Source organism: Macrococcus epidermidis (assembly GCF_003259695.1).
In the GTDB taxonomy this organism is placed as follows: domain Bacteria; phylum Bacillota; class Bacilli; order Staphylococcales; family Staphylococcaceae; genus Macrococcoides; species Macrococcoides epidermidis.
The window spans coordinates 1,039,169-1,065,464 of sequence record NZ_PZJH01000001.1 but is presented as its reverse complement, the minus strand read 5'-3'; the positions used below and the strand labels follow the sequence as shown (position 1 = coordinate 1,065,464).

At 33.9% G+C, this 26,296-nt stretch carries 30 protein-coding genes and 1 tRNA gene; 29 read left to right on the top strand and 2 right to left on the bottom strand.

Features of this window, described 5'->3' with window-relative positions; genetic code table 11:
• The 16 genes from greA (at nucleotide 1) to BHU61_RS05560 (ending at nucleotide 11,583) form a co-directional block, all read left to right on the top strand.
• Complete coding sequence (gene greA / locus BHU61_RS05635) at nucleotides 1–477, top strand: transcription elongation factor GreA (protein ID WP_099578553.1); 477 nt, start codon at nucleotides 1–3, stop codon at nucleotides 475–477.
• A 60-nt stretch (nucleotides 478–537) separates the two neighbouring features.
• Nucleotides 538–1,230, top strand: a complete 693-nt coding sequence (gene mtnN / locus BHU61_RS05630; protein WP_111715257.1) for a 5'-methylthioadenosine/S-adenosylhomocysteine nucleosidase — start codon at nucleotides 538–540, stop codon at nucleotides 1,228–1,230.
• A gap of 211 nt (nucleotides 1,231–1,441) precedes the next feature.
• Nucleotides 1,442–1,966: a YqeG family HAD IIIA-type phosphatase gene (locus BHU61_RS05625; RefSeq protein ID WP_111715256.1), complete on the top strand. Its 525-nt coding sequence runs from the start codon at nucleotides 1,442–1,444 to the stop codon at nucleotides 1,964–1,966.
• A gap of 146 nt (nucleotides 1,967–2,112) precedes the next feature.
• Complete coding sequence (locus BHU61_RS05620; RefSeq protein WP_099578547.1) at nucleotides 2,113–2,418, top strand: hypothetical protein; 306 nt, start codon at nucleotides 2,113–2,115, stop codon at nucleotides 2,416–2,418.
• Nucleotides 2,384–3,232 (top strand): prohibitin family protein, encoded by an 849-nt coding sequence (locus BHU61_RS05615; RefSeq protein WP_111715254.1) that lies wholly within the window; start codon nucleotides 2,384–2,386, stop codon nucleotides 3,230–3,232. The genes BHU61_RS05620 and BHU61_RS05615 overlap by 35 nt, the downstream gene beginning before the upstream one ends.
• 128 nt (nucleotides 3,233–3,360) lie before the next feature.
• Nucleotides 3,361–3,431: transfer RNA gene (locus BHU61_RS05610), tRNA-Gly, on the top strand.
• A 111-nt stretch (nucleotides 3,432–3,542) separates the two neighbouring features.
• Entirely contained in the window at nucleotides 3,543–4,640 is a 1,098-nt protein-coding gene (gene yqeH / locus BHU61_RS05605; protein ID WP_111715252.1) for a ribosome biogenesis GTPase YqeH, read from the top strand.
• A 13-nt stretch (nucleotides 4,641–4,653) separates the two neighbouring features.
• A complete protein-coding gene (aroE, locus tag BHU61_RS05600) occupies nucleotides 4,654–5,457 on the top strand; it encodes a shikimate dehydrogenase (RefSeq protein ID WP_111715250.1) in 804 nt (267 codons plus the stop codon).
• Nucleotides 5,451–5,744, top strand: a complete 294-nt coding sequence (gene yhbY, locus BHU61_RS05595) for a ribosome assembly RNA-binding protein YhbY (protein ID WP_096076302.1) — start codon at nucleotides 5,451–5,453, stop codon at nucleotides 5,742–5,744. The genes aroE and yhbY overlap by 7 nt, the downstream gene beginning before the upstream one ends.
• Nucleotides 5,741–6,316 carry a nicotinate (nicotinamide) nucleotide adenylyltransferase gene (gene nadD, locus BHU61_RS05590; protein ID WP_111715249.1) on the top strand — a complete coding sequence of 192 codons (576 nt, stop codon included), beginning with the start codon at nucleotides 5,741–5,743 and terminating at the stop codon, nucleotides 6,314–6,316. The genes yhbY and nadD overlap by 4 nt, the downstream gene beginning before the upstream one ends.
• Nucleotides 6,297–6,860, top strand: coding sequence for a bis(5'-nucleosyl)-tetraphosphatase (symmetrical) YqeK (yqeK, locus tag BHU61_RS05585; RefSeq protein ID WP_111715247.1), 564 nt, complete (start codon nucleotides 6,297–6,299; stop codon nucleotides 6,858–6,860). The genes nadD and yqeK overlap by 20 nt, the downstream gene beginning before the upstream one ends.
• An 18-nt stretch (nucleotides 6,861–6,878) precedes the next feature.
• Entirely contained in the window at nucleotides 6,879–7,232 is a 354-nt protein-coding gene (gene rsfS, locus BHU61_RS05580; RefSeq protein WP_111715246.1) for a ribosome silencing factor, read from the top strand.
• Nucleotides 7,232–7,972, top strand: a complete 741-nt coding sequence (locus BHU61_RS05575) for a class I SAM-dependent DNA methyltransferase (RefSeq protein ID WP_111715244.1) — start codon at nucleotides 7,232–7,234, stop codon at nucleotides 7,970–7,972. Before rsfS ends, BHU61_RS05575 begins: the two co-directional genes overlap by 1 nt.
• Before the next feature lie 67 nt (nucleotides 7,973–8,039).
• Nucleotides 8,040–8,723: a helix-hairpin-helix domain-containing protein gene (locus tag BHU61_RS05570; RefSeq protein ID WP_170122462.1), complete on the top strand. Its 684-nt coding sequence runs from the start codon at nucleotides 8,040–8,042 to the stop codon at nucleotides 8,721–8,723.
• A 79-nt stretch (nucleotides 8,724–8,802) separates the two neighbouring features.
• Complete coding sequence (locus tag BHU61_RS05565; protein ID WP_111715241.1) at nucleotides 8,803–9,264, top strand: ComE operon protein 2; 462 nt, start codon at nucleotides 8,803–8,805, stop codon at nucleotides 9,262–9,264.
• 15 nt (nucleotides 9,265–9,279) lie between these two features.
• The gene (locus BHU61_RS05560) at nucleotides 9,280–11,583 is read left to right on the top strand and encodes a DNA internalization-related competence protein ComEC/Rec2 (protein WP_111715240.1); all 2,304 of its coding nucleotides are present in this window, start codon (nucleotides 9,280–9,282) and stop codon (nucleotides 11,581–11,583) included.
• 31 nt (nucleotides 11,584–11,614) lie between these two features.
• On the opposite strand, the gene BHU61_RS05555 is transcribed toward BHU61_RS05560, so the two are convergent.
• A complete protein-coding gene (locus BHU61_RS05555) occupies nucleotides 11,615–11,749 on the bottom strand; it encodes a YqzM family protein (RefSeq protein WP_096076310.1) in 135 nt (44 codons plus the stop codon).
• A 94-nt stretch (nucleotides 11,750–11,843) separates the two neighbouring features.
• Between BHU61_RS05555 and holA the strand changes: the two genes are divergently transcribed.
• Nucleotides 11,844–12,815 (top strand): DNA polymerase III subunit delta, encoded by a 972-nt coding sequence (gene holA / locus BHU61_RS05550; protein ID WP_379883798.1) that lies wholly within the window; start codon nucleotides 11,844–11,846, stop codon nucleotides 12,813–12,815.
• 34 nt (nucleotides 12,816–12,849) lie between these two features.
• Here holA and rpsT read toward each other — a convergent pair whose 3' ends face one another.
• Nucleotides 12,850–13,098: a 30S ribosomal protein S20 gene (gene rpsT / locus BHU61_RS05545; protein ID WP_096076311.1), complete on the bottom strand. Its 249-nt coding sequence runs from the start codon at nucleotides 13,096–13,098 to the stop codon at nucleotides 12,850–12,852.
• 175 nt (nucleotides 13,099–13,273) lie between these two features.
• On the opposite strand from rpsT, the gene lepA reads away from it, so the two are divergent.
• The 12 genes from lepA (at nucleotide 13,274) to floA (ending at nucleotide 26,286) form a co-directional block, all read left to right on the top strand.
• Nucleotides 13,274–15,097, top strand: coding sequence for a translation elongation factor 4 (gene lepA / locus BHU61_RS05540; RefSeq protein WP_099578523.1), 1,824 nt, complete (start codon nucleotides 13,274–13,276; stop codon nucleotides 15,095–15,097).
• Nucleotides 15,098–15,156: 59 nt separating this feature from the next.
• Nucleotides 15,157–16,272: a radical SAM family heme chaperone HemW gene (gene hemW / locus BHU61_RS05535; protein ID WP_111715237.1), complete on the top strand. Its 1,116-nt coding sequence runs from the start codon at nucleotides 15,157–15,159 to the stop codon at nucleotides 16,270–16,272.
• Nucleotides 16,273–16,396: 124 nt separating this feature from the next.
• On the top strand, nucleotides 16,397–17,344 hold the full coding sequence (gene hrcA, locus BHU61_RS05530) for a heat-inducible transcriptional repressor HrcA (RefSeq protein WP_111715235.1): 948 nt from the start codon (nucleotides 16,397–16,399) through the stop codon (nucleotides 17,342–17,344).
• Between the two features lie 13 nt (nucleotides 17,345–17,357).
• Complete coding sequence (gene grpE / locus BHU61_RS05525) at nucleotides 17,358–17,915, top strand: nucleotide exchange factor GrpE (RefSeq protein ID WP_242444219.1); 558 nt, start codon at nucleotides 17,358–17,360, stop codon at nucleotides 17,913–17,915.
• A gap of 53 nt (nucleotides 17,916–17,968) precedes the next feature.
• Complete coding sequence (dnaK, locus tag BHU61_RS05520) at nucleotides 17,969–19,795, top strand: molecular chaperone DnaK (protein ID WP_111715231.1); 1,827 nt, start codon at nucleotides 17,969–17,971, stop codon at nucleotides 19,793–19,795.
• A gap of 91 nt (nucleotides 19,796–19,886) precedes the next feature.
• Complete coding sequence (gene dnaJ / locus BHU61_RS05515) at nucleotides 19,887–21,005, top strand: molecular chaperone DnaJ (protein ID WP_111715230.1); 1,119 nt, start codon at nucleotides 19,887–19,889, stop codon at nucleotides 21,003–21,005.
• Between the two features lie 2 nt (nucleotides 21,006–21,007).
• Nucleotides 21,008–21,943: a 50S ribosomal protein L11 methyltransferase gene (gene prmA, locus BHU61_RS05510; protein ID WP_111715228.1), complete on the top strand. Its 936-nt coding sequence runs from the start codon at nucleotides 21,008–21,010 to the stop codon at nucleotides 21,941–21,943.
• 1 nt (nucleotide 21,944) lies between these two features.
• Nucleotides 21,945–22,682, top strand: a complete 738-nt coding sequence (locus BHU61_RS05505; protein ID WP_111715227.1) for a 16S rRNA (uracil(1498)-N(3))-methyltransferase — start codon at nucleotides 21,945–21,947, stop codon at nucleotides 22,680–22,682.
• A gap of 136 nt (nucleotides 22,683–22,818) precedes the next feature.
• Nucleotides 22,819–24,174 (top strand): tRNA (N(6)-L-threonylcarbamoyladenosine(37)-C(2))-methylthiotransferase MtaB, encoded by a 1,356-nt coding sequence (gene mtaB / locus BHU61_RS05500; RefSeq protein ID WP_111715225.1) that lies wholly within the window; start codon nucleotides 22,819–22,821, stop codon nucleotides 24,172–24,174.
• Between the two features lie 118 nt (nucleotides 24,175–24,292).
• A complete protein-coding gene (gene rpsU, locus BHU61_RS05495; protein WP_041636032.1) occupies nucleotides 24,293–24,469 on the top strand; it encodes a 30S ribosomal protein S21 in 177 nt (58 codons plus the stop codon).
• A 176-nt stretch (nucleotides 24,470–24,645) separates the two neighbouring features.
• Entirely contained in the window at nucleotides 24,646–25,275 is a 630-nt protein-coding gene (locus tag BHU61_RS05490; RefSeq protein ID WP_111715224.1) for an NfeD family protein, read from the top strand.
• A gap of 18 nt (nucleotides 25,276–25,293) precedes the next feature.
• Nucleotides 25,294–26,286 carry a flotillin-like protein FloA gene (gene floA, locus BHU61_RS05485; RefSeq protein WP_099578504.1) on the top strand — a complete coding sequence of 331 codons (993 nt, stop codon included), beginning with the start codon at nucleotides 25,294–25,296 and terminating at the stop codon, nucleotides 26,284–26,286.
• The last annotated feature ends 10 nt before the right edge of the window (nucleotides 26,287–26,296 follow it).

Sequence of the window (26,296 nt, the reverse complement as noted above, 5' to 3'; positions counted from 1 at the left end):
ATGGAAATGCAAAAAGAATACCCAATGACTAAAGAAGGATTTGAAAAGTTAGAAGTTGAATTAGAACATTTAAAAACAGTAAGACGACCTGAAGTCGTTGAAAAAATTAAAGTTGCACGTAGTTTTGGTGACCTTTCAGAGAACTCAGAATACGATGCTGCTAAAGATGAGCAAGGCTTTGTTGAACAGGAAATTACTAAGATTGAAATGATGTTACGTCATGCAGTTATTATTGAAGATGATGGTTCAAAATCAGAAGTTCAATTAGGCAGAACAGTAACATTTACTGAAGTGCCTGGTAATGAAGAAGAATCATATAAAATTGTAGGTTCTGCTGAAGCTGATCCTTTTGAAGGTAAAATTTCAAATGAATCTCCAATTGCTAAAGCATTACTTGGTAAAAAAGTTGGCGACGAAGTAAACGTTCCGTTACCAAACGGCAATGAAATGCGTGTTAAAATCGTTGAAATCAGCTAATATATTATATATACATTAAAGTAGATCTTATGATCTACTTTTTATTTAGGAGGAATTCGTGTGATTGGAATTATCGGAGCAATGCAGGAAGAGATTGAAATTTTAAAGGGTGATATGCAGGAACTGCAAACAGAAAAGATTGCCCATGTTGAAATCTTTAAAGGTAATTTATATGGTAAAGATGTTGTATTAATGCAAAGTGGTATCGGTAAAGTGAATGCTGCAATCTGTGCAACACTGCTTATCCAGAATTATCATCCGGAGATAATCATCAATACAGGTAGTGCAGGTGGCTTAGGTGCTTCTTTAGCTGTTGGTGATATTGTTATTAGTCAAAGCGTACTTCATCATGATGTTGTTGCGACTGCTTTTGGCTATGCATTAGGGCAAGTACCAGGTATGCCTGCACGATATCTTGCTGATGAAAAATTAATTGAATATACACAACAGGCCATTGAACAAAATAATCTTAAAGCACATATCGGAGTCATCGTTTCAGGTGATAGTTTCATTGGCTCATCTGAACAAAAGCAGGAAATCATAACAAACTTTAATGAAAGCCTTGCAGTTGAGATGGAAGCAGCTGCAGTAGCACAAACATGTCATCAATTTAAGGTTCCGTTTATTATTACACGTGCTATTTCTGACCTTGCAAACGGTGAGGCAGAGATGAGTTTTGAAGAGTTCTTAAAAGTGGCTTGCGTATCAAGTTCTAAAATTGTAAAATCATTAATAGAGACATTACCAGCTTAAGGGGATAGGAGGCGCACGTTATGATATTTATTATGGCATTATCAGTAATTGCAACGGCAATTATCGGATTTTTAATTTACACAGGTACTGAAGTAGATTACGCTCCAAATCAAGAAATCGAATAATACATTATACCCCGATCCTTATTGGATTGGGGTTATTGATTGTATAAAAGGGTATAACTAAGCAATATAAAATTTAGAGGTGACTTATGGGATTATTTCAAAAATATTTATTACCAAGTAAATATGCAAAGTCAATATTTGAAATCACACCAGAAGAATTATCAGGACGTGGTGTAAAGGCAATCATTACTGATTTAGATAATACGCTGGTTGGCTGGGATGTTGCTTTAGCAACACCTGAAGTAATTAACTGGTTTAACAGTATGCGTGAACACAATATTAAAGTTACAATCGTTTCAAACAATAATCAGGCACGCGTTGCAACATTTGCGACACCATTAGAAGTAGATTATATTTTTAACGCACGCAAGCCTATGGGACAAGCTTTTAAGAAAGCTTGTGTCGCAATGGGAGTACAACCTGAAGAAACTGTAGTTATCGGTGATCAGATGATGACGGATGTGCTTGCAGCAAATTCTAATGGATTTTATTCAATAATGGTAGTACCAGTGAAATCTAATGATGAATGGAAAACACGTGTCAACAGAATGATTGAGCGTAAGTTTTTAGCATATTTTAAGAAAAAAGGTTTAATCAACTGGGAAAACTAAAATCTATTTTTACTTAAAGAGACAAGCACATTGTCTCTTTTTTGTTGTTAACCTTAAATTTACCTTAAAAATATCAGTTTATCCTTTTAAAACAATATAAAATGGTAAAATAGATACAATACTTCTTTATAAAGAGGAGGATTTATTTGAAACTTTTTCTAATATGGTTATTTATTTTAGTGATTGTACTTACGGTTCTTTATTTTGTATTAAGTCGCCTTTATGATTATTTTAGCCATAGAGAAGTAAAAGAACAGATTGAGCAACAAAACATTGAAAATATGCGCAAATATGAATTGAATCAGGCTGCTTTAAGAAGTAAAAAGAAGATGCTTGAAAGTGAGATATTTGCAAAGACCGGTATGATTAGTGACATTGCAGAAATTAAATATTTAGAGAAGGAGCTGGAAGAAGTTAATGAACTCATCGACAGAATCAGTAAAGACGATTAAACCTAAAAATCGTAAACCAATCAATAGAAAATCATTCTTAATCACATCTATGCTTGGGCTATTATTATTGTTAGGTATTATGTTAGCATTTATGTCTATAGAAAAGGTACCTCAAGGATACCAAGCGGTCATCTATTCAGTCAGCGGTGTTAAAGAAGAGACGAAACCTGCCGGGTGGCACTTTATTTTTCCATTAGATAAAGCTGTACATTACCCAATTCGTACGCAGACGAAAGAATACACAGATTTAAATGTTGCCACTAGTGATGGTAAAAATTTAAATATGGATATTAGTGTGAACTATCATGTGGATCCTACAAAAGTTGTGAAGATCTTTAATAAATTTGGTAATGCAGATATTACTGGACTTGAAAATGGATTTCTTCGAACACGAGTACTAGATGGATTACGTCAATCTGTTGCGAAATTCTCGGTGATTGAAACATTCGGTGTTAAAACGGGTGAAATTAAGAAGAATACTTTAGAACAGTTACAGCAAAACTTAACAGATCAAGGGTTTATTGTAGAAGATATAGCGATTTCCAGCCCAAAAGCTGATAAAGCAACACAAGCTGCAATTGACGAACGTGTAAAAGCAAATCAAGAATTAGAAAGAGCAAAGACAGATAGAGCAATTGCGGAACAAAATGCCAAGAAGAAACAAATTGAGGCAGAAGGTCAGGCAAAAGCGAATGCTATTTTAGAAAAATCATTGACAGATAAAATTATTCGTAAACAGATGATCGATAAATGGGACGGTAAGCAACCCATTACGATAGGTGGGGAAGGCGTTATCGTTGATTTGAATAAGTAGTTATTTCGAGTTCGGGAATTTCCTGAACTCTTAATTTGTATTAAATATACTAAAATCAACACATAAGTTTATTTATTCTTTACAAAAATGATAATATTCGTTATTATATTTATACCAATTTAATATATGCGGGTGTAGTTTAGTGGTAAAACCTCAGCCTTCCAAGCTGATGTTGTCGGTTCGATTCCGATCACCCGCTTAATCTGGGTCGTGCATACTCGCACAACCCTTTTATTTTGTCTTACAATACTTAGTAGGCGTTATGTGCTAAAATAAATATATTGATAAATATTTTCAGGAGGAACATTATTTGAGTAATGAAATGAAATGTATTGGTTGTGGTGCAATCTTGCAATCAACAGACCAATCAAAGCCAGGCTACGTTCCAAATTCAAGTTTGAATAAAGAGGATGTCATTTGTAAACGTTGCTTTAGATTAAAACACTATAATGAGATACAGGATGTGCATTTAACAAGTGATGATTTCTTAACCATGCTAAATGCTTTAAGTGATAAAGATGGTATTATCGTTAATGTGATCGATGTATTTGATTTTCAGGGGTCATGGATCAATGGTTTAAAGCGAATCGTTGGAAATAAAAAGGTCATAATTGCGGCAAATAAAATGGACTTATTACCGAAATTAATTAATAAACGTCGTGTGAAACTATGGATCGAAAAACAGGCGAAAGATTTAGGGATGAAAGCTGATGATGTCGTACTCATATCTGCACAAAAGAATCATGGTATTGATGAATTATTGGAATCAATTGAAACACACCGTGGGGGAAAAGATGTTTATGTGGTTGGGACGACAAATGTCGGTAAATCAACTTTAATCAATAAGTTAATTGAAACAAGCGTCGGTGAAAAGAATGTCATTACGACCTCTCATTTTCCTGGTACAACGTTAGATTTAATTGATATTCCTTTAGATGAACATTCATTTATGTATGATACACCTGGTATTATCCAGGCACATCAAATGACACATTATGTAAGTGATAAAGAATTAAAAATCATAATGCCGAAGGATGAAATTAAACCACGTAACTTCCAATTGAACGAAGGTCAAACATTATTTTTAGGTGGTCTTGTACGTGTTGATTACTTAACAGGTGGTCGTAGAAGCTTAAACTGTTTTGTTTCTAATATGCTTAATATACATCGAACGAAGCAGGAGAATGCTGAATCGCTTTGGCACCGCCAAATAGGGGAGTTACTAACACCACCAGGAACAAAAGATTTTGATTTTGATAATGTCAAAAGAACTACACTATCGATTAAAGAAGATAAACAAGATATTATTATTTCTGGTCTAGGGTTTATAACTGTAGAAAAAGGTGCAGTTATAGATGTATATGCACCGAAACAAGTCGATGTATATTTAAGGTCAAGTATTCTATAAAGTAGGTGGCGAAATGAATTTTGCAGTCATTGGCCATCCCATTCGACATTCGTTATCTCCAGTGATGCATCATGCAAATTTTAAAGCTTTAGGAAGAAATGATGAATATAGTGCATTAGACATCGATCCGAAACATTTTCATCATATCAAAGATGTCATTGCGCAAAAGAATATAGATGGTTTTAATGTTACGATTCCATTTAAAGTTGATATTATGGCTTATTGTGATGAAATAGATATTGCTGCTAAAATGAATGGTGCAGTCAACACGGTTCATATTAAGAATGGCAAATGGATTGGATATAATACGGATGGATTAGGGTATTTATCAAGTATAAATCATGTTCTAAAAGAAGATATGAACATATTAATTTTAGGAGCCGGTGGTGCGAGTAGAGCGATTAGTTATACAATGATGCAAAAACATCGTGTTACGGTTGCTAACCGTACTTTAAAACGTATTGAAACGTGGCCTTTCAAAGTTAATGGTGTGACATATGATAAGCTAAATGACCTTTCAGTATACGATTTAGTCATCAATACAACACCTGTCGGAATGACAGGATTTGATGAGATGTCGTTGATTCGATGCCATGATTTAAAAAAATCGTGTGTAGTAAGTGATATTATTTATACACCGGAAAAAACAGCATTTTTAAAGGAAGCAGAATCAAACAATTTAAAAATAATAAATGGATTAGGTATGTTTGTGATGCAAGGGGCTAAAAGCTTTGAGTTATGGACGGGGCTAAAAGCTGATTCTCACGCAATGAGTGAAGCAGTGCAAACAACCTTGAAAGGAAGAAATAAATGTTAACAGGAAAACAAAAAAGATTTTTACGAGCAGAAGCACACCATCTTGATCCGATCTTTCAAATAGGAAAAGGTGGTATCAGTGATAATTTAATTGAACAGCTCAATGATGTACTTGAAAAAAGAGAACTAATCAAAGTAAGTGTGTTACAAAATAATGATGATGACAAACAAGAACTTGCTGAAACAATTGCGCGACGTGTATATGGTGAACTTGTACAGGTTATTGGTTCAACAATTATTTTATATAAACCATCAGTAAATAATAAGAAGATTGAATTACCACGATGAAAATCATTGTTTATGGGGGTTCATTTGATCCGGTTCACATCGGACATTTAACTGTGGCAAATGAAGTGTTTCATCAGGAGCAGCCAGATATGTTCTTATTCATACCTACAGGACATAGCCCTTTAAAGAAAAGTGGTGCACATACAAGTAATAATGCGCGTATTTCGATGCTGAAACTAGCGATTGATTACTTAGGTTTTGGAGAAATTGATACTGTAGAGATGCACCGCAAAGGTAAAAGCTATACGTATGACACAATGCGATATTTGCAGGATAAATATCCAGGTGCAGACATATCGGTCATAATTGGTACAGATCAGTATATATCTATAGCACAATGGTATGAAATTGAAAAACTAAAAGAAATGGTTCGGTTTATTGTGGTTAACCGAGATATAGATACGCAGGAATTGCCTGAACCATTTATAGCGTTTAATATACCAAGAATGGATATTAGTTCTACAATGATTCGTAATCGAATTGCTCAGCGCAAGACAATCCGTTGTTTTGTAATAGATACGATTGAGCGATTGATCAGAAAGGAACATCTATATGAAGCAGAAGAAAGCTAAAAAGCTTGTTGAAGAGAAATTACCTAAGAAAAGATATGAGCACTCAATTCGCGTTGCAGAAACAGCTTTAAAAATGGCTGACATTTTTGATGGTGATCAGGATATTGTTGAAATGGCTGGTATTTTGCATGACTATGCGAAATACGATGAGTTAAGTAAGTTATATCAGGCAGTTACGAAATATAATCTCGATAATGATTTATTGTCATATAACTCAGAAATATTACATGGTCCGGTAGCCGCTGCATACATGATGGATAAACATGAGATAGATTCAGAGATATATAACGCGATTTATTATCATACTACAGGACGCGCCGGAATGGGTTTAAACGAAAAAATTATCTTTATTAGTGATTATATTGAACCAGGACGTACACAACCTGGTGTTGATGATATTCGCAAGATTGTATTTGAAGAAAAGAATTTAGATAAAGCAATTTATGAAATTTCTAAACGTACTGCATTATATTTAATCGAAAATGATAAACCGATATATTCTAAAACGATAGAGTGTTTAAATTATTATAATTTACAGAAGTAAAAGAAAAGGAATGATTGAATGAAAAAAGAAGCATTATTGGAACTTGCGTTTAACGCTTGCGATAACAAAAGAGCAGAAGATATTATAGGAATAAATGTAGCAAATGTTACAGGTATTACGGACTATTTCGTAATTTGTGAAGGGAATAGTGACCGTCAAGTACAGGCAATCGCACGTGAAGTAAAAGATGAAGCACAAAAACATGGTATCGAAGTAAATCGACTTGAAGGTTTTAATGAAGCTCGCTGGATTTTAGTGGATCTAGGCGATGTTGTAGTACACGTATTTCATCACGAAGAACGTGACTATTATAACTTAGAGAAGTTATATCGTGATCAGGAAATTATCGAGTATATGCCGGAGCAAGTTTAATGTCTTACGGTCAATTTGCATCAATTTATGATCAGTTTATGTATGATCAGCCATATGATAGATGGCTTGAAGTGATAAGACCATATTTGAAAGAAAATATGTTAGATTTAGCAACAGGCACGGGTGCTTTACTTGATTTAATGCCACACAATGTTAAAGTGACAGGTGTTGATTTGAGTGAAGAGATGTTAGCGATTGCTGCATCAAAACGTAGTGATGTGACCCTTATTGCTCAAGATATGACAAAACTAGAACTCAATCAAAAATTTCAATTAATTACTTGTCTATGTGACAGTTTAAATTATTTAGCTGAACCAGAAGATGTACAGAAAACGTTTCAAAGTGTTTCAGATCATCTGGAGGATGATGGTATCTTTATTTTTGACGTTCATAGTACAGCTAAATTTGAAACATATTTTGATAACCAGACTTATAGTGATGAACTTGATAAGATGTTATATATTTGGCATGCTATTCAAGGTGAGGTACCGTTTTCTGTTTATCATGATCTGACATTCTTTATCAAAGATAATGAGCAAGATATTTATCATCGTTTTGATGAACAGCATTATCAGAGAACTTATGAAATTGATGAATATAAAGTGATGCTAGGACAGATTGGTTTTGAGATTATCACTATATTTGCAGATTTTGATCCTGATTTTATTGTGGATACAAATGAAGATGCATATTTTGATCGTGTATTTTTTGTCGTAAGGAAGAAAGAAAAAATAAAATAATATTTAATTTATGACAAATAAAATATTTTTAAGCACTTCTACAGATAATAATGTGGAGGTGTTTTTTATGTATTTAGAATTGATAAAAACATGGATAGACAAAAATAAGATGTCCAGTCTGTTTATAGGAATTATTATCATGCTTAGTGGAGTAGTCATCTTTCAAAATTACGACCAATCAAAGAATATTCAGGAGGATACTTCGCTAAGTCAGTTAGCACAAATGGATGCTAAAGAAACAAAAACTTCTTTAATACCTGTAGACCAGCAATCTCAATTGACGAGTGATAAGCAGCAAGTTGTAACGGAATTGAAAGTAGATATCAAAGGTGCCGTGAAATTCAGTGGTGTATATCCTGCCAAATCCAATCAAGTGGTCAATGATATTGTTAAACTAGCAGTACCCCTTAAAAATGCTGACCTTGATGCGGTCAATCTCGCTGCACCTGTTAAAGATGCGATGGTCGTCTATGTTCCATTTAAAGGTGAAGTGAAGCAGGATAAGTTTTCGATGTATCAACAAGCAGGAACACATGATAGTAATGATCTAACTGATAAAAAAGTAATTAATATAAACACGTCTGAACAAAGCGCTTTAGAAGAAATTCCTGGAATCGGGCCGAAAAAAGCTCAAGAAATTATTCAGTATCGCGAAACAAATGGAGGGTTTAAATCAATAGAAGAAATTAAAGAGATAAAAGGGATAGGGGATAAAACGTTTGAAAATTTAAAGGAATATATATCTATTTAAATGTCTGTACGTATCTAGATCACCTTGAATAAAATATGAATAAATATTACAATGAGTTCAAAAAGACATAGGTGATGTTATGGAAAGAATTCAATGGAAAGAATATTTTATGGCACAATCACAATTATTAGCATTACGCTCAACGTGTACACGTTTAAGCGTTGGAGCAACAATCGTAAAAGATAATCGAATAATTGCAGGTGGATATAATGGTTCTGTATCTGGTGAAGTACATTGTATAGATGAAGGATGTTACATAGAGAATGGCCATTGTATTCGTACAATTCATGCTGAAATGAATGCGCTATTACAATGTTCAAAAATGGGTGTATCAACTGAAGGTGCGGATATATATGTGACACACTTCCCGTGTATTCATTGCACGAAATCAATTATTCAGGCAGGTATAAAGAAAATATATTATGCGAATGATTATAAGAATCATCCTTATGCAATTGAGCTGTTAAAAAAGGCTAATATTGATACTGAAAAAATTGAATTCAATCCTAAACATGTAGCAGGCTATTTTGAACAAATGTAAAGATAGGAGGTAGTCTTGGGTGTAGTTGTTGTATTACTTGTATTAGCAGGTATACTTTCATCTTATTCTATCGTTATTACAATCTTTTTAATAATAATTTCCTGTATTATCATATTTCAAAAGCAGCTACAAAAATGGTTGTTAATTTTTTTGGCTGCATTTTTAATTGCGTTTTATTTTTATAATATGTATGATTTTAAACGTGAAAAACTGCCATTTGATTTTGAGCCGAAAGTCAATACAACAGGTGAGTTCAGATTTTCAGATGATTTAGAAATTGACGGCAATTTACTAATGGGGTCATTAACAGTACAACAGGAAGAATATCAATTTTTCTACAAGATAAACAATGAAGCTGAAAAAGAACGATTACAAATGATGCAATTAACATTTCTAAGTTGTTCAGCTCAAATGAGTTTTCAACATATTCTACCAAATACTAATTTTTCAGGTTTCCATTATGATGCCTATCTCTATTATACACATAAAAGAGGCAGTTTGAAGCTAACGAACGTTGACTGGCAAAATTGTTCTTATCAAGATTTAAATATGATTGAACATATTCAGAAATATAGAAAAGATGTTGCTATAGCAATGTATCAATCCAATATAGTGCATAAGGGATATTTAATCGCTTTAACGTTAGGTGACACATCATACTTAAATAAAAATGAGATGTCTCTACTTAAAACACTAGGTATTTATCATCTTTATGCCATCAGTGGGAGTCACGTTGCACTGATATCAGTACAGTTCTATTTTGTTTTACGGAGATTAAGTGTTCCAATAATCGTGTGTAAAATGATTTTGCTAATGTTGTTACCTATGTATATGATTTTTACAGGTAGCCAACCGTCTGTTTGGAGGTCCACTATTTTTATTTTGCTTATCTTATTTAATCCAGGTCTAAAGACGCAGCTTACGGATCTTTTATCGCTCACATTTATACTAAATTTAATATATGATCCTTTTACAGTTTATGATATTGGCTTTCAACTATCGTATGTTATATGTTTCAGTTTTTTGCTTATCTTACCGTTATATAATGAAAAATCAAAGCTTTTTCAATTTTTCCTCATTAACTTTATCTCACAATTAGCAACAATTCCAATTCTTTTCTATCATTTTAATAACAATTATTTAATCGGTATGTTGACAAATATTTTTTTCATCCCACTATTTACTTTTATTATCTTTCCGATTTATACGCTCATCCTATTATTATTTATGTTAAACATCCATATTAATTGGTTAAATCAATGGGTAGATGGTTCTTTTATATTGAATGACATGTTAACAAAATTTTTTACGCAGTTTTCTAGAGTCGAAATTATATTAGAACAACAGCATATATTCATTTATGTATTGATGTTTATTGCTTTATCGTTACTATTTAGCAAATTAAAAAGTTATAAAGGTTTAAGCATTGCATTGTTGCTATTTTTATTAATATTTACAAATAAAAATATTAAAGAAAATAGTAATTATGTTCACTTTTTGGACGTTGGGCAAGGTGATGCATTCATACTGGAGCTAGGTAGAAAGACGATAATGATCGATACAGGAGGAAAGCTGGATTTTAGCAAATCTTGGGAAAGACGCAGCAATGCACAAAGTATAAGTGACAAGGTTACGCTCCCTTTTTTAAAATATCGTGGTATTTCTAAAATTGACGCGCTTATTTTGACGCATCCTGATGCTGATCACTTTGGAGAATCTGAAAATTTAATAAAGGCAGGGATGGTTGAGCGTATTATTTTAAATTCTAAAGCACATGGCAGCGAAAAGTATAAGAACATAATTCGATTAGCACAATTAAAAGGCATAGCATTGATAGATGTGAATAATTATTTACATGAAGCGCAAATTCAGTTCGTGCGTCAAAATGAAAATAATAACAAAAATGTATCTTTAAGATTTTTATCTGCAGGTCAAACTGGAGAAGAGAATGATGACAGTATCGTTGTGTTTTTAAAACACGATAAACCCGGAAGAAATATATTATTTTTAGGTGATTTAAGTAAAGCGTATGAAGATGAAATCTTAAGTCAGATTGATGATGCTATAGATATAGTGAAAATTGGTCATCACGGAAGCAGAACGAGCACAAGTGAAACTTTACTTAGCCGACATCCTAAATTTGCAATTATTTCTGCGGGTCGGCATAATCGATTTAAACACCCTCATAATGAAACTGTAACTGCTTTAATCAATAACGATATCAAAATTTTTAATACACAGAAAAATGGAAGGATAACTGTTGATTTAGATAGAGGGACTGTTCAGACACAGTATCAAGCATTATTTCATGATAAATAAAAAAAGCGGTGATTTCACCGCTTTAAAAAAATTATTTCGCTACTAAGTCGAAAATTTGAGCAATAATATAAATTGTTGCGAATCCGCCAAAGCCAATTAAAAATGCATAGCCTGAGTCTTGAACGTCATTGTTTTTAGATTGTGTATTTTTTTCGAAATGATTCATGTCATAAACCCCCTACTTTTCTATCTATTTAAGTATATGATATTGAACGAAAAAAAGCTATAATGAAATTAAGATTTTTACGTTAGGAGTGCTCATAATGAGTCACATTTATTTAGCCTATGGGAGTACAAAACCATTAGTTGAAGATAAAGTTGATAAAATTATCCATCAATATATCGATGAACAGGATGATTTTAATTTTAGTCGATATGATCTACAGGAAACACCATTTGAAGTAATTGCTGAAGATGCGATGACTTTACCATTTTTGAGTGATCAGAAAGTGATTGTAATCAATAATAGTTTTATTTTTACAGGTGAAAAATTAAAAATTGCACATGAAATTAATTTAGATAAAGTAGTGGATTTTCTCGAAAAGTATGAGGGACCTAACATTGTCATCTTTAAAGTGCTACAGGATAAATTAGATGAGCGAAAGAAAATTGTTAAACGCATCAAGAAATTGCATACAATTGAGAAAATAGAACCGCTAGATGAAAATGGGATGAAACAGCTGATTAAAAAGCGTTTCAATGAACAGTTTAAAGATATTAAAGCGGATGCGTTAGACGAGATGATACATCTTACAGGACTCAATTACAGTAATGTTGTAAAAGAGATGGACAAATTAGTATTATTTATTGGAGATAATCCAGTCATTACGAAGAAAGATGTCACTGAAGTAGTAAGCAGAAGTCTAGAGCAAAATGTCTTTTTACTCACTGATTATATCGCTAAAGATGACAAGAAAAGAGCGGTTCATTTATTGAAAGATTTGATTAATATGAAAGAAGAACCGATTAAACTTCTGGCATTGATAAGTAGTCAGTATAGATTGTTCTATCAGGTGAAAATATTATCACAAAAAGGATTTAGTGAAGCACAGATTTCAAAACAAGTAAAAGTTCATCCATATCGAGTGAAACTAGCATTACGTAAAGTAAGGACAATGGAATTGAAACAACTACTAAATATCATAAAAGAATGTGCTGATACGGACTATGCTTTAAAATCCAGTTATCTCGATAAAGTATTAATACTAGAAATGTTTATCTTAAAAATATAAAAAAGCGACCCTCAGGTCGCTTTGTTTATAATTATTATTTGTTACGCATAACTTGTGATTTTAAACGGTCAGCTTTGTTAGCGTGGATTAAGTTGCTTTTCGCAGCTTTATCAATCTTTTTAACAGCTACTTGTACTAATTCTGATTTATTGTCAGCGTTGTTTTCAATTGCCGCTTTTGCATTTTTCACAGCAGAACGCATATCATTCTTTTGAGAAATGTTTGCTTGTTGTGCTTTATTGTTAGTTGTAACACGTTTGATTGCAGATTTAATGTTTGGCATAATGTCACCTCCTAGAAATGTCTTGCACTTAAAATAGATATTTTGATTGCAACAAGAAATATTTTATCAAATTCAGACAGTATATGCAATCTATATTTTTTAAAACTCATTGAACAACTGTATAAGAGTTGTTATAATCAAATATACGTACAATTTAAGAAAGTTGGGCAAAAAGATGAATAATGAACAGCGTTTAAGCCGTCAGGAAAAAATAAGAAACTTCTCTATTATTGCGCATATCGATCATGGGAAATCGACTTTAGCAGATAGAATTTTAGAAAATACAAAATCTGTTGCTTCACGAGAGATGAAATCTCAATTGCTGGATTCTATGGATCTAGAGCGTGAACGTGGGATAACAATTAAACTGAACGCAGTACAATTAAATTATACAGCAAAAGATGGAGAAACATATATTTTCCATTTAATAGATACACCAGGACATGTCGATTTTACCTATGAAGTATCACGAAGTTTAGCGGCATGTGAAGGAGCTATATTGGTAGTTGATGCAGCCCAAGGTATCGAGGCACAGACATTAGCAAACGTTTATTTAGCTTTAGATAATGATTTAGAATTATTACCTGTTATTAATAAAATAGATTTACCTGCTGCTGAACCTGAACGTGTGCGTCAGGAAATTGAAGATGTGATTGGCTTGGATGCAAGTGAGGCGGTACTCGCTTCAGCTAAGGCAAATATCGGTATAGAGGAAATCTTAGAACAAATCGTTGAAAAAGTTCCGGCACCTATGGGCGATCCTGAGGCACCATTAAAAGCTTTAATCTTTGATAGTGCGTTTGATGCTTATCGTGGTGTAATTTCATCAATACGTATTATTGATGGCACTGTTAAAGCTGGCGATAAAATTAAAATGATGTCTACAGGTAAAACTTTTGATGTGGTTGAAGTAGGAATCAATACACCGAAACAATTGCCTGTTTCTGAATTAACGGTCGGTGATGTAGGTTACATTGCAGCTTCAATTAAGAATGTTGCAGATTCAAGTGTAGGGGATACTATTACTTTAGCTGATAATCCAGCAGATGAACCGCTACAAGGTTATAAAAAGATGAATCCAATGGTATTCTGTGGTATTTATCCAATTGATACTGGACGATACAATGATTTAAGAGAAGCATTAGAGAAACTCCAATTAAATGATGCTTCTTTAGAATTTGAAGCTGAAACTTCTCAAGCTTTAGGTTTTGGTTTCCGTGTCGGTTTCTTAGGATTATTACATATGGAAATTATTCAGGAACGTATTGAACGGGAATTCGGCATTGAGTTAATTGCAACAGCTCCATCTGTTATTTACAAGTGTGAAATGACAGATAAGAGTGAAGTAATTGTAGATAATCCTTCAAAAATGCCAGACCCTCAAAAGATTGATAAAATTTATGAACCATATGTAAAAGCGAGTATTATGGTACCGAATGATTATGTCGGTTCCGTAATGGAATTATGCCAAAGAAAACGTGGTAACTTTCAGACGATGGACTACATGGACGATATTCGTGTAAATATCATCTATGAAATTCCATTATCAGAAGTCGTATTCGATTTCTTTGATCAGTTAAAATCAAATACTAAAGGATATGCCTCTTTTGATTATGAGTTAATTGGCTATCAGGAAAGTCGCTTAGTGAAGATGGATATCTTACTCAATGGTGAAAGTGTCGATGCTCTAAGTTTCATCGTACATAGAGACTTTGCCTATGAACGTGGTAAAGTTATTGTAGAGAAACTCAAAACTTTAATTCCACGTCAACAATTTGAAGTGCCTGTTCAAGCTGCTATCGGACAAAAAATTGTTGCACGTACAAATATTAAATCAATCGGTAAAAACGTACTAGCTAAATGTTACGGTGGGGATATCTCACGTAAGCGTAAACTTTTAGAAAAACAAAAAGCCGGTAAAGCAAAGATGAAGGCAGTAGGTTCTGTGGAAATTCCACAAGATGCATTTCTAGCTGTGTTAAAAATGGACGAAGAATAGCAAAAAACACGATTGTATCTTTAAAAGAGCAATCGTGTTTTCATTTTGGAGGTGGTAGCATGAGAAGCTTATATATTCATATTCCATTTTGCAATCGTATCTGTACGTATTGCGATTTCAATAAATTTTTAATTAAGAACCAACCAGTCGATGCATATCTAGATGCACTTATTAAAGAGCTGGGAATGATTAGTGAGAAGGAAATTTATACAGTTTTTATCGGAGGCGGGACGCCGACAGCATTATCTGGCAAACAATTAGAACGATTGCTAAAATATATTTCAGATAGATTTGTAATTATGAGTGAATTTACTGTTGAAGCGAATCCGGATGAATTAACAACCGATAAAATTGCTATTATGAAGCGCTATGGTGTTAATCGTTTATCGCTTGGTGTGCAAACATTTAATAATCGTTTGTTGAAATCACTGGGTAGAACCCATGTAGAAAGTGATATTAAACGTGCTGTAGATGAAGCGAACCGTTTAGGAATTGAGTCAGTTAGTATCGATCTGATGTATCATTTACCTACGCAGACACTCGAAGAGTGCCAATACGATTTAGAACAGGCGGTTCAGCTTAATATTAATCATATTTCGAGTTATTCACTCATTTTAGAACCAAAGACACAATTTTATAATCTATATAAAAAAGGAATGCTTCAAATGCCTGATGAGACTCTCGCCCAGGACATGTATGAATATACAATGAGATTCTTAGCAGAACATGGGTTCCATCAATATGAAATCTCGAATTATGCTAAAGGAGATTTTGAGTCAAAGCACAACAAAGTCTATTGGGATAATAAAGAATATTACGGAGCAGGAGCTGGTAGCCATGGTTATATTGATGGTAAACGCTATTATAACGTAATACCTGTCCCACATTATATTAAAGCGATGAATACCGGTAGTGCTGTTAAAGAGATTATTCCAGTCGATATCGATGCTTCGATGGAAGAATTCATGTTCTTAGGATTGAGATTGAATAAAGGTATTAACATCAATGATTTCGAGAAAAGATATGATAGAAAATTTAATGATGTTTTTGGCACTGTAGTTCAAGGTTTGCTAAAAGAAGGTCAAATCATCGTTGAGGATAATCATGTCAAACTATCTGAACAAGGTAGAATGCGTGGTAACGATGTGTTTGAAAAGTTCTTATTAACTGTGTAATATCATGGTTTTTAACAACTTTTTTTCATTTAAGAAAATTTAAGTGTTATATGTTGACATACTTTGACCAATTTGATAAATTGTTATTAGCACTTGAAGTAATAGAGTGCTAACGAGGTGAATTATGCTAACAGATAGACAATTACATTTATTAAACGTAATTGTTGAGGATTTTGTTGATAGTGGATCACCTATCGGTTCGAAGAAACTGATTGAACAACATAATCTGAATGTTAGTCCTGCTACAATTAGAGCTGAGATGAAGCGATTAGAAGATCATGGTTTAATTGAAAAAATGCATTCTTCTAGCGGTAGAATTCCTTCAGAAGCAGGCTATAAATTTTATGTTGAAGCGTTGCAAAAAGAATTTCCTTATGAAGAGAATTTTTTTATTGATCAGACAAATTTTGTTGATTTTAGAATGCTCGCTAAGGATATTGCGATGGATACTCAATATCTATCAATTGCAACAACAACTGAAATCGATAAACGATCAATTTCACAGATTCATTTGACGTATTTAACACCGACTAATCTGGTATTAATTATTGTCTATGAAAATGGTAATGTTGAACATCAACAAATTTCATGGCAAGTACGTTTAACGAGACAAGAGATTGAGCGCATGAACAATTATCTAAACCAAAATTTACTTGCAATTATTGAAGGTAATATTCATTTAGATGTAAATCGAGAGGGCTTTAAACAGTTACCGCTTACGCATTTAAAATCTCAAATCGTAAAAAAAGCACATACAAAATCTCATACAATATATTTTGAAGGACGAGAATATTTGTATGAAATTATTGATTCTGATAATTTGAATGCTGTAAAAGAAACATTGAAATTAATTGATTCCGAAGACTTACCGATTATATTAAGTCAGGTTGAATCTGATCATATTCAGGTAACGTTAGGCCAGGAAATTGATAAAAACTTAGAAGGCATCTCAATTGTAACTTCACCGATTCATCTTCATAATATGAATGGTAAGATTGCGGTCATTGGACCGACACAAATGAGTTACCGAAAAGTCTTTAATAAATTAGCAAGTATTAATCACTTGTTATAAGGAGGTAAATATCTTGTCTGAAAAACATGAAGAACAAGCATTTGAAAAAACTGATCAAACAGATGAGTCGACTGAAACAGTTGCGCCAGAAGCACCTGTTGAAGCTTCTGAAGAAGAAACAACTGATGAGCTCACTGAAACTAAAAAATCATTAGAAGCAGCTGAAGAGAAATATTTACGTCTTTATGCTGAATTTGAAAACTATAAAAAACGAACACGTGCAGAATTAGATACTGAAAGAACGTATCGTGCGCAAAGTGTACTGCGAGACATTTTACCAGCAATAGATAATATTGAACGCGCACTTGCACAAAAAGGTGAAAGTGAAGCATTTAAATCTTTACATAAAGGTGTAGAGATGGTTTATGAAAGTCTGCTTAGTTCATTGAAAGATAATGGCCTTGAAGTGATTGAAGCACTTGATCAACCATTTGATCCGAATTTACATCAGGCTGTAATGCAGGAACATGATGAAAATAAGGATTCTGGAATTGTTTTGGATGAGCTTCAAAAAGGTTATAAATTAAAAGAACGTGTTTTACGACCTTCAATGGTAAAAGTAAATGAGTAATCGTTCTTAAAAAATATTTAAAATTAATTTTAAAATAATGGAGGAATAATATAATGAGTAAAGTAATTGGTATTGACTTAGGAACTACAAATTCATGTGTATCTGTATTAGAAGGTGGAGAACCGAAAGTAATCGCAAACCCAGAAGGTAACCGTACAACACCTTCAGTAGTAGCATTCAAAAATGGTGAAACACAAGTTGGTGAAGTTGCGAAGCGTCAGGCAATCACAAACCCTAATACAATCATTTCGATTAAACGTCATATGGGTACAGACTACAAAGAAAACATCGAAGGTAAAGCATACTCACCACAAGAAATTTCAGCAATGATCTTACAAAACTTAAAGGCAACTGCTGAAAGCTACTTAGGTGAAAAAGTTACGAAAGCGGTAATTACAGTTCCTGCTTATTTCAATGACGCAGAACGTCAGGCAACTAAAGATGCTGGTAAAATTGCTGGACTTGAAGTAGAGCGTATTATTAACGAACCTACTGCAGCTGCACTTGCTTATGGTTTAGATAAAACAGATAAAGAACAAAAAGTATTAGTATTCGACTTAGGTGGCGGTACGTTCGACGTATCTATCCTTGAACTTGGTGACGGTGTATTTGAAGTATTATCAACTTCAGGTGACAACAAATTAGGTGGAGATGACTTTGACCAAGTAATCATCGACTACTTAGTAGAAGAATTCAAAAAAGAAAACGGGTTAGATTTATCTCAGGATAAAATGGCAATGCAACGATTAAAAGATGCTGCTGAAAAAGCGAAAAAAGATTTATCAGGTGTATCTTCTACTCAAATCTCATTACCGTTTATCTCAGCTGGAGAAGCTGGACCATTACACTTAGAATTAACGTTATCACGTGCGAAATTTGAAGAATTATCACATTCATTAGTAGATCGTACAATGATTCCTACACGTCAAGCGATGAAAGATGCTGGATTATCTAATGCAGATATCGATGAAGTCATCCTTGTTGGTGGATCTACACGTATTCCTGCTGTACAAGAAGCAATTAAAAAAGAATTAGGCAAAGAACCAAACAAAGGTGTTAACCCGGATGAAGTTGTAGCGATGGGTGCTGCAATTCAAGGTGGCGTTATCACTGGTGATGTGAAAGACGTTGTATTATTAGACGTAACACCATTATCGTTAGGTATTGAAACAATGGGTGGCGTGTCTACAGTATTAATCGAGCGTAACACGACAATTCCAACATCTAAATCACAAGTATTCTCAACTGCAGCGGATAATCAACCGGCAGTAGACATTCACGTATTACAAGGTGAGCGTCAAATGGCAGCAGATAACAAAACATTAGGTCGCTTCCAGTTAACTGACATTCCACTAGCACCACGTGGTATGCCACAAATCGAAGTAACATTTGATATCGATAAAAACGGTATCGTTAACGTTACAGCGAAAGATTTAGGTACTCAAAAAGTACAAAAAATTACTATCCAATCTTCATCTTCATTAAGCGACGAAGAAATCGATCGTATGGTTAAAGATGCAGAAGCTAATGCTGAAGCAGATAAAAAACGTCGTGAAGAAGTTGACTTACGCAATGAAGCAGATCAATTAGTATTTGCTACTGATAAAGCGATTAAAGATTTAGAAGATAAAGTGGATGCTGCTGAAGTAGAAAAAGCAGAAGCTGCTAAAGAAGATCTTAAAAAGGCTTTAGAAGGCAATGATATTGAAGATATTAAGGCCAAAAAAGATAGTTTAAATGAAATCGTTCAGGCATTATCTATGAAATTATATGAAGAGATGGCTGCACAACAAGGTGCTGAAGGTGCTCAAAACACAAATCCTGAAGATGATGTAGTAGATGCAGACTTTACTGAAGTTAAAGATGACGATAAAAAATAATAAGTAATAACATAAAGTCAAAGTCAATTTATTGACTTTGGCTTTTTCTTTCAGCATATTTAACTAAGTAGTAAGAAAAGGAGAATGAAAAGTGGCGAAAAGAGATTATTATGAAGTCCTAGGTTTACAAAAAGGTGCTTCTAAAGAAGAGATTAAACGTGCATATAAAAAATTATCAAAAAAATATCATCCGGACATCAATAAAGAAGAGGATGCAGATGTAAAGTTTAAAGAGATTGCAGAAGCATATGAAGTATTAAGTGATGATCAGAAAAAAGCACAGTATGATCAATTTGGTCACGCAGGTATGGGCCAAGGTGCTGGATTTGGTGGTCAGGACTTTGGCGGTTTCGGTGGATTTGAAGATATCTTCAGTTCATTTTTTGGCGGTGGAGCTAGACGTGATCCGAATGCACCTAGAAAAGGTGATGACTTACAATATCAGATGAATATATCTTTTGAAGACGCAGTATTTGGTGCTGAAAAAGAAATATCAGTTAAAAAAGAAGTGATTTGTGAAACATGTGGAGGCAGCGGTGCAAAACCAGGTACTGAAGTGCATACTTGTAAAACATGTCATGGACGTGGTAATGTACAGGTGGAACAAAATACACCATTTGGTCGTGTAAGAACTGAGCGACCATGTCATGATTGTGGCGGTACTGGTAAAACATTTGATGAAAAATGTCATGATTGTGGCGGTACAGGTCGTGTAATTAAGACCGTTAAAATTAAAGTAACTGTTCCAGCTGGAGTTGATACTGGACAACAAATCCGTTTAGCGGGTCAAGGTGAGCCGGGTATTAATGGTGGTCCTGCTGGTGATCTATATGTCGTCTTCAAAGTTGCTGACCATACTCATTTTGAACGTGCAGGGGAAGATATTTTCTATACATTAAACTTATCAATCGCTCAAGCAGCGCTTGGTGATGAAGTAGAAGTGCCTACGCTTGACGGAAAAGCAAAGATTACAATTCCATCAGGAACTCAAACTGGTAAACGCTTCAGATTAAAAGAAAAAGGTATTCAAAATGTACACGGCTATGGTAAGGGTGACTTATATGTCACTGTCAATGTAGTAACACCTGTGAAGATGACAAATAGACAAGCAGAATTATTAAGAGAATTTGCTGAAATAGATGGTACGGAAATTAACGAACAACCTTCAAACTTTTTCGATAAAACAAAACGCTTCTTTAAAGGGGAATAATAATGAACTATAAAGAAATAACATTGATGATCAACCATGAGGTAGAACCATTTATTGCTGATATATTAAATGAAGTTGGTGCAAATGGTGTTGTTATAGAAGATAGTTTAGAACTTGTTAAAGGTCGTATTGAAACGTACGGTGAAATCTATGAGTTAAATCCAGATGATTATCCAGAATCTGATGTACGTGTAAAAGTGTATTTTAGTGAATTAGATTATTCTGATGCAATCATTAATGAAATCAAAGAAAAAATTAATGGTTTACAGGATGTTGAAGTTACTAGATTAGAAATTACTACTGATGAAGTTCAGGAAGAAGACTGGGCAAACGAATGGAAAAATCATTTTCATGCATTTAAAGCTTCAGAAAGATTTGTTATTGTACCAAGCTGGGAAAATTATGAGAAACAAAATGATGACGAGTTTATCATTAAGCTTGATCCGGGCATGGCATTTGGTACAGGCGATCATGCTACAACATCGATGTGTTTAAAATTAATAGAGAAATATATTCAACCAAATCAATCTGTTATTGACGTCGGTACTGGTTCAGGTATTTTAAGTATAGCAGCGCATCAATTAGGTGCGGCACCCATTAAAGCGCTGGATCTAGATAGTGTGGCAGTACGTGTTGCTGTGGATAACTTTGAAAAAAATGATTGTGCTGATGCGATTCAAGCGGAACCAGGCAACTTATTAAAAGGTGAAAGTGAAAAACGTGATGTCATTTTTGCAAATATATTAGCACATATTGTTGATCTAATGATTGATGATAGCTTTGCATTATTAAATGATAATGGATTACTGATCACTTCAGGTATCATTTTAGAAAAAGAAGAAATGATCGTTGAACATTTGGAACGCGTTGGTTATAAGATAGAAGAAATTACGCGTGAAAATGGCTGGATTGCGATTGCCGCTAGAAAAGAGTCATAATATGCAGCGATATTTTCTAAATACTGAAGCTGAAATTAATAAAAGCTATGCAATTATCGATAAAGAGGATGTACATCATATAAAAAATGTGATGCGCCAAACTGTAGGAAGTAAAATCATCATTAATTTTATCAATGCTAGTTTTATAAGTGAAATTACTGCTATTGATAATCAAATTACAGTAATAACCCGAGAACAAGTAGAGCTATGTACAGAACTCCCTGTTCAAATTACGATCGCAAGCGGCTTATTAAAGAACGATAAATATGAATGGATGATTCAAAAAGCGACTGAACTCGGTGCTTATCGCTTCCTGCCTTTTATATCTGACCATACTGTGATTAAGCTGGATGAAAAGAAAATGGCAAAAAAGGTAGAAAGATTTCAGAAGATTATAAAGGAAGCAGCAGAACAAAGTTATCGTCAAATGATACCTGAAATTAAAGTTGTAAAGAATAGCACTGCTTTAACAGCATTACTAGATGATTATGATGTTGTACTCGTTGCATACGAAGAATCTGCTAAAAATGGTGAAACATCTGCGCTTAATCAGACATTAAAAAGACTAGAATCTGGCACAAAGGTAATCGTTATCTTTGGACCAGAAGGTGGTTTGAGTGAAACAGAGATTAAACAATTTAATGCACCGACAATTGGTTTAGGACCTAGAATACTACGTGCAGAAACTGCTCCACTATATTTACTGAGCGCGATGAGTTATCATATTGAACTATCATAAATATTTATTATAAAAGACAGTGTGATGGACATAGCATCCCACTGTCTTTTATAATGATTAGATTGAAATTCCTATCAATTAATGTTATTTTTATATAATGTGATTTATTGAACGAAAATAAAATGAGGTGAAATAAATGGCAACTGTTGCCTTCCATACTTTAGGATGTAAAGTAAACCATTATGAAACTGAGGCCATCTGGCAATTATTTAAAGAAGCATCATATGAGCGTGTGGATTTTGAAACAAATGCAGACGTTTATGTGATTAATACCTGTACAGTGACAAATACCGGGGATAAGAAAAGTCGTCAAGTTATTCGTCGTGCCATCAGACGTAATCCGGAAGCGGTTATTTGCGTAACTGGTTGTTATGCGCAAACATCGTCAGCTGAAATTATGGATATAGCGGGTGTTGATATCGTTGTCGGTACACAAGATCGAAATAAGATGTTACCGTATATTGAACAGTTTAGAAATGAAAGACAACCGATTAACGGTGTTACAAATATTATGAAGAATCGTACGTATGAAGAACTAGATGTACCATATTTTACTGATAGAACACGTGCATCACTGAAGATTCAGGAAGGCTGTAATAACTTCTGTACATTCTGTATCATCCCATGGGCAAGAGGATTGATGCGTTCAAGAGACCCTAAAGAAGTTGTAAGACAAGCAACACAGCTTGTTCAATCTGGTTATCAGGAAATTGTCTTAACAGGTATCCACACAGGTGGCTATGGTGAAGATTTAAAAGATTATAATCTTGCACAACTGCTTCGTGACTTAGAAACGATTGATGGATTAAAACGTATCCGTATCTCATCTATTGAAGCAAGTCAATTAACGGATGAAGTGATTGATGTCATCGATAAAAGTGAAAAAGTCGTGCGTCACTTGCATATTCCACTGCAATCTGGGAGTGATACAGTTTTAAAACGTATGCGTCGTAAATATACGATGGAACATTTCTCAGAAAGGTTAAGAAAATTACATGCAATTATGCCCGGACTTGCTGTGACAAGCGACGTTATTGTTGGATTCCCTGGTGAAACTGAGGAAGAATTCCAGGAAACATATGATTTTATCCAGGAACATGGTTTTTCTGAACTGCATGTTTTTCCATATTCAATGCGAACTGGTACACCAGCAGCGCGTATGACAGATCAAATTGATGAGAATGTGAAAAATGAACGTGTACATCGCTTAATTAGTCTGTCAGATCAGCTTGCTAAAGAATATGCTAGCAGATTTGAAGGTGAAGTATTAGAAGTTATTCCTGAAGAGAAAGCAAGTGTTGAAAATATGCTGGTCGGTTACACTGATAATTACTTAAAGGTACAATTTGAAGCTGACGAAAGCTTAATCGGTGAACTTGTAAAAGTTAAGATAACTGAAGCTGGCTATCCTATGAATAAAGGACAGTTTGTTAAAGTAATTCCAAATATATATAAAAAGGTAACAGAAAATAAGGAACTTACTGTAAATTAAAAAATGAGTATTGACCGTAGATTGATAATCTATTATAATATTTTAGTACATAGAAATATTTATTTAAATAAATCTGTGTTTAATATGTTCCGTTGATATTTGGAGGGAGGGAAATTAAATGTCTAAAACTGTAGTTCGTAAAAACGAATCAATCGAAGATGCTTTACGTCGTTTCAAACGTACTGTTTCAAAAAATGGTACAATTCAAGAAGTTCGTAAACGTGAATTCTACGAAAAACCAAGTGTTAAACGTAAAAAGAAATCAGAAGCAGCTCGTAAACGTAAATTTAAATAATAATTGCTCCCTCAAATATTATTTATAGATAGGCACACCACATTTGTGGTGTGTTTTTTTGTTATATCGTTTAAAAGGACATACCTTAAGTGTTACCTTAAATTTACCTTAAAAACGCTAATAATTTACAGACTATTAAATTATTTCAGTTATAATATAAGTAAGGAGGTGTTTGATTGGAAATCAGTACATATGATTATGTGATATTATTGCTCATGATTATTATGGTATCTACAGGTCTGTGGCAATTGTATTCACCGAAAATAGGTATTTCAGGCATCATCAGTAGTATTGCTGCAATTAGTTTTCTTGGACTAAATTTATTTAATAATCAGATGGAAGCATTATCTATAATATTGTTTTTAGGAGGTATTATTTTAGTAGTCCTGGAGCTATTTGTTGTGGGAGCGATATTAGGTATTATAGGTATGTTAAGTATTATTGCTAGTTTCTTACTGATTGGTGATAACGTCGCTAAAATGGGTGTTTTTGTGGCGATTTGTTTAATTATTGCAATTGTAGAATGGGTGATCTTAGTGAAATTTTTAAAGAAGACGATACCGATTTTCTCTCAAGTTGTCCTCTATGATTCAACGAATAAAGAGTCAGGATACACATCTCATGATGATAGAAGTTATCTTGTTGGACAAACCGCAACTACCTTAACTGAACTACGTCCTTCAGGTATTATTATACATCAAGGGAAACGTATTGATGCTGTAAGTGATGGTGCATTTATTAAACGCGAGAAAGAAGTTCGTATCATTGAAGTGGAAGGCACAAGAGTTGTAGTAACAGAAATATAATAAACAGGAGTGAATTTTATGGCAGGATTAATAACAATCGGTATTATTGCATTTGTAGTTCTTATTCTATTAATGATTTTATTTTCATTTGTACCTGTTGGTTTATGGATCTCGGCATTAGCAGCTGGCGTTAAAGTTGGTATTGGTACATTGGTTGGGATGCGTTTACGTCGTGTTTCGCCTAGACGTGTTATCGATCCATTAATTAAAGCACATAAAGCCGGATTACATTTAACGACAAATCAATTAGAGTCACATTATTTAGCGGGTGGTAACGTTGACCGCGTTGTCGATGCAATCATCGCTGCACAACGAGCTGATATCAATTTGCCGTTTGAACGTGGTGCAGCAATTGACTTAGCAGGTCGTGATGTTTTAGAAGCAGTTCAAATGTCAGTTAACCCAAAAGTTATTGAAACACCATTTATTGCGGGTGTTGCGATGAACGGTATCGAAGTGAAAGCGAAAGCAAGAATTACTGTACGTGCAAATATTGAACGCCTTGTCGGTGGTGCTGGTGAAGAAACAATTGTTGCCCGTGTTGGTGAAGGGATCGTCTCAACAATCGGTTCTAGTGCTTCACATACTTCTGTATTAGAAAATCCGGATATGATATCTCAAACGGTATTAGGTAAAGGATTAGATAGCGGAACAGCATTCGAAATTCTATCGATTGATATTGCAGACGTAGATATCGGTAAGAACATAGGTGCAGACTTACAGACTGAACAAGCATTAGCAGATAAAAATATTGCACAAGCTAAAGCAGAGGAACGTCGTGCAATGGCCGTTGCTCAAGAACAAGAGATGAAGGCGAAAGTTCAGGAAATGAGAGCGAAAGTAGTAGAAGCTGAAGCTGAAGTACCTTTAGCAATGGCACAAGCTTTAAAATCAGGAAATATCGGAGTAATGGATTATTATAACTTAAAGAACATTGAATCAGACACAGGAATGAGAAATTCTATTAATAAAATGACTGATCCGAATAGTAGTGACACTCCTAAAAAATAAAGGGTGATTA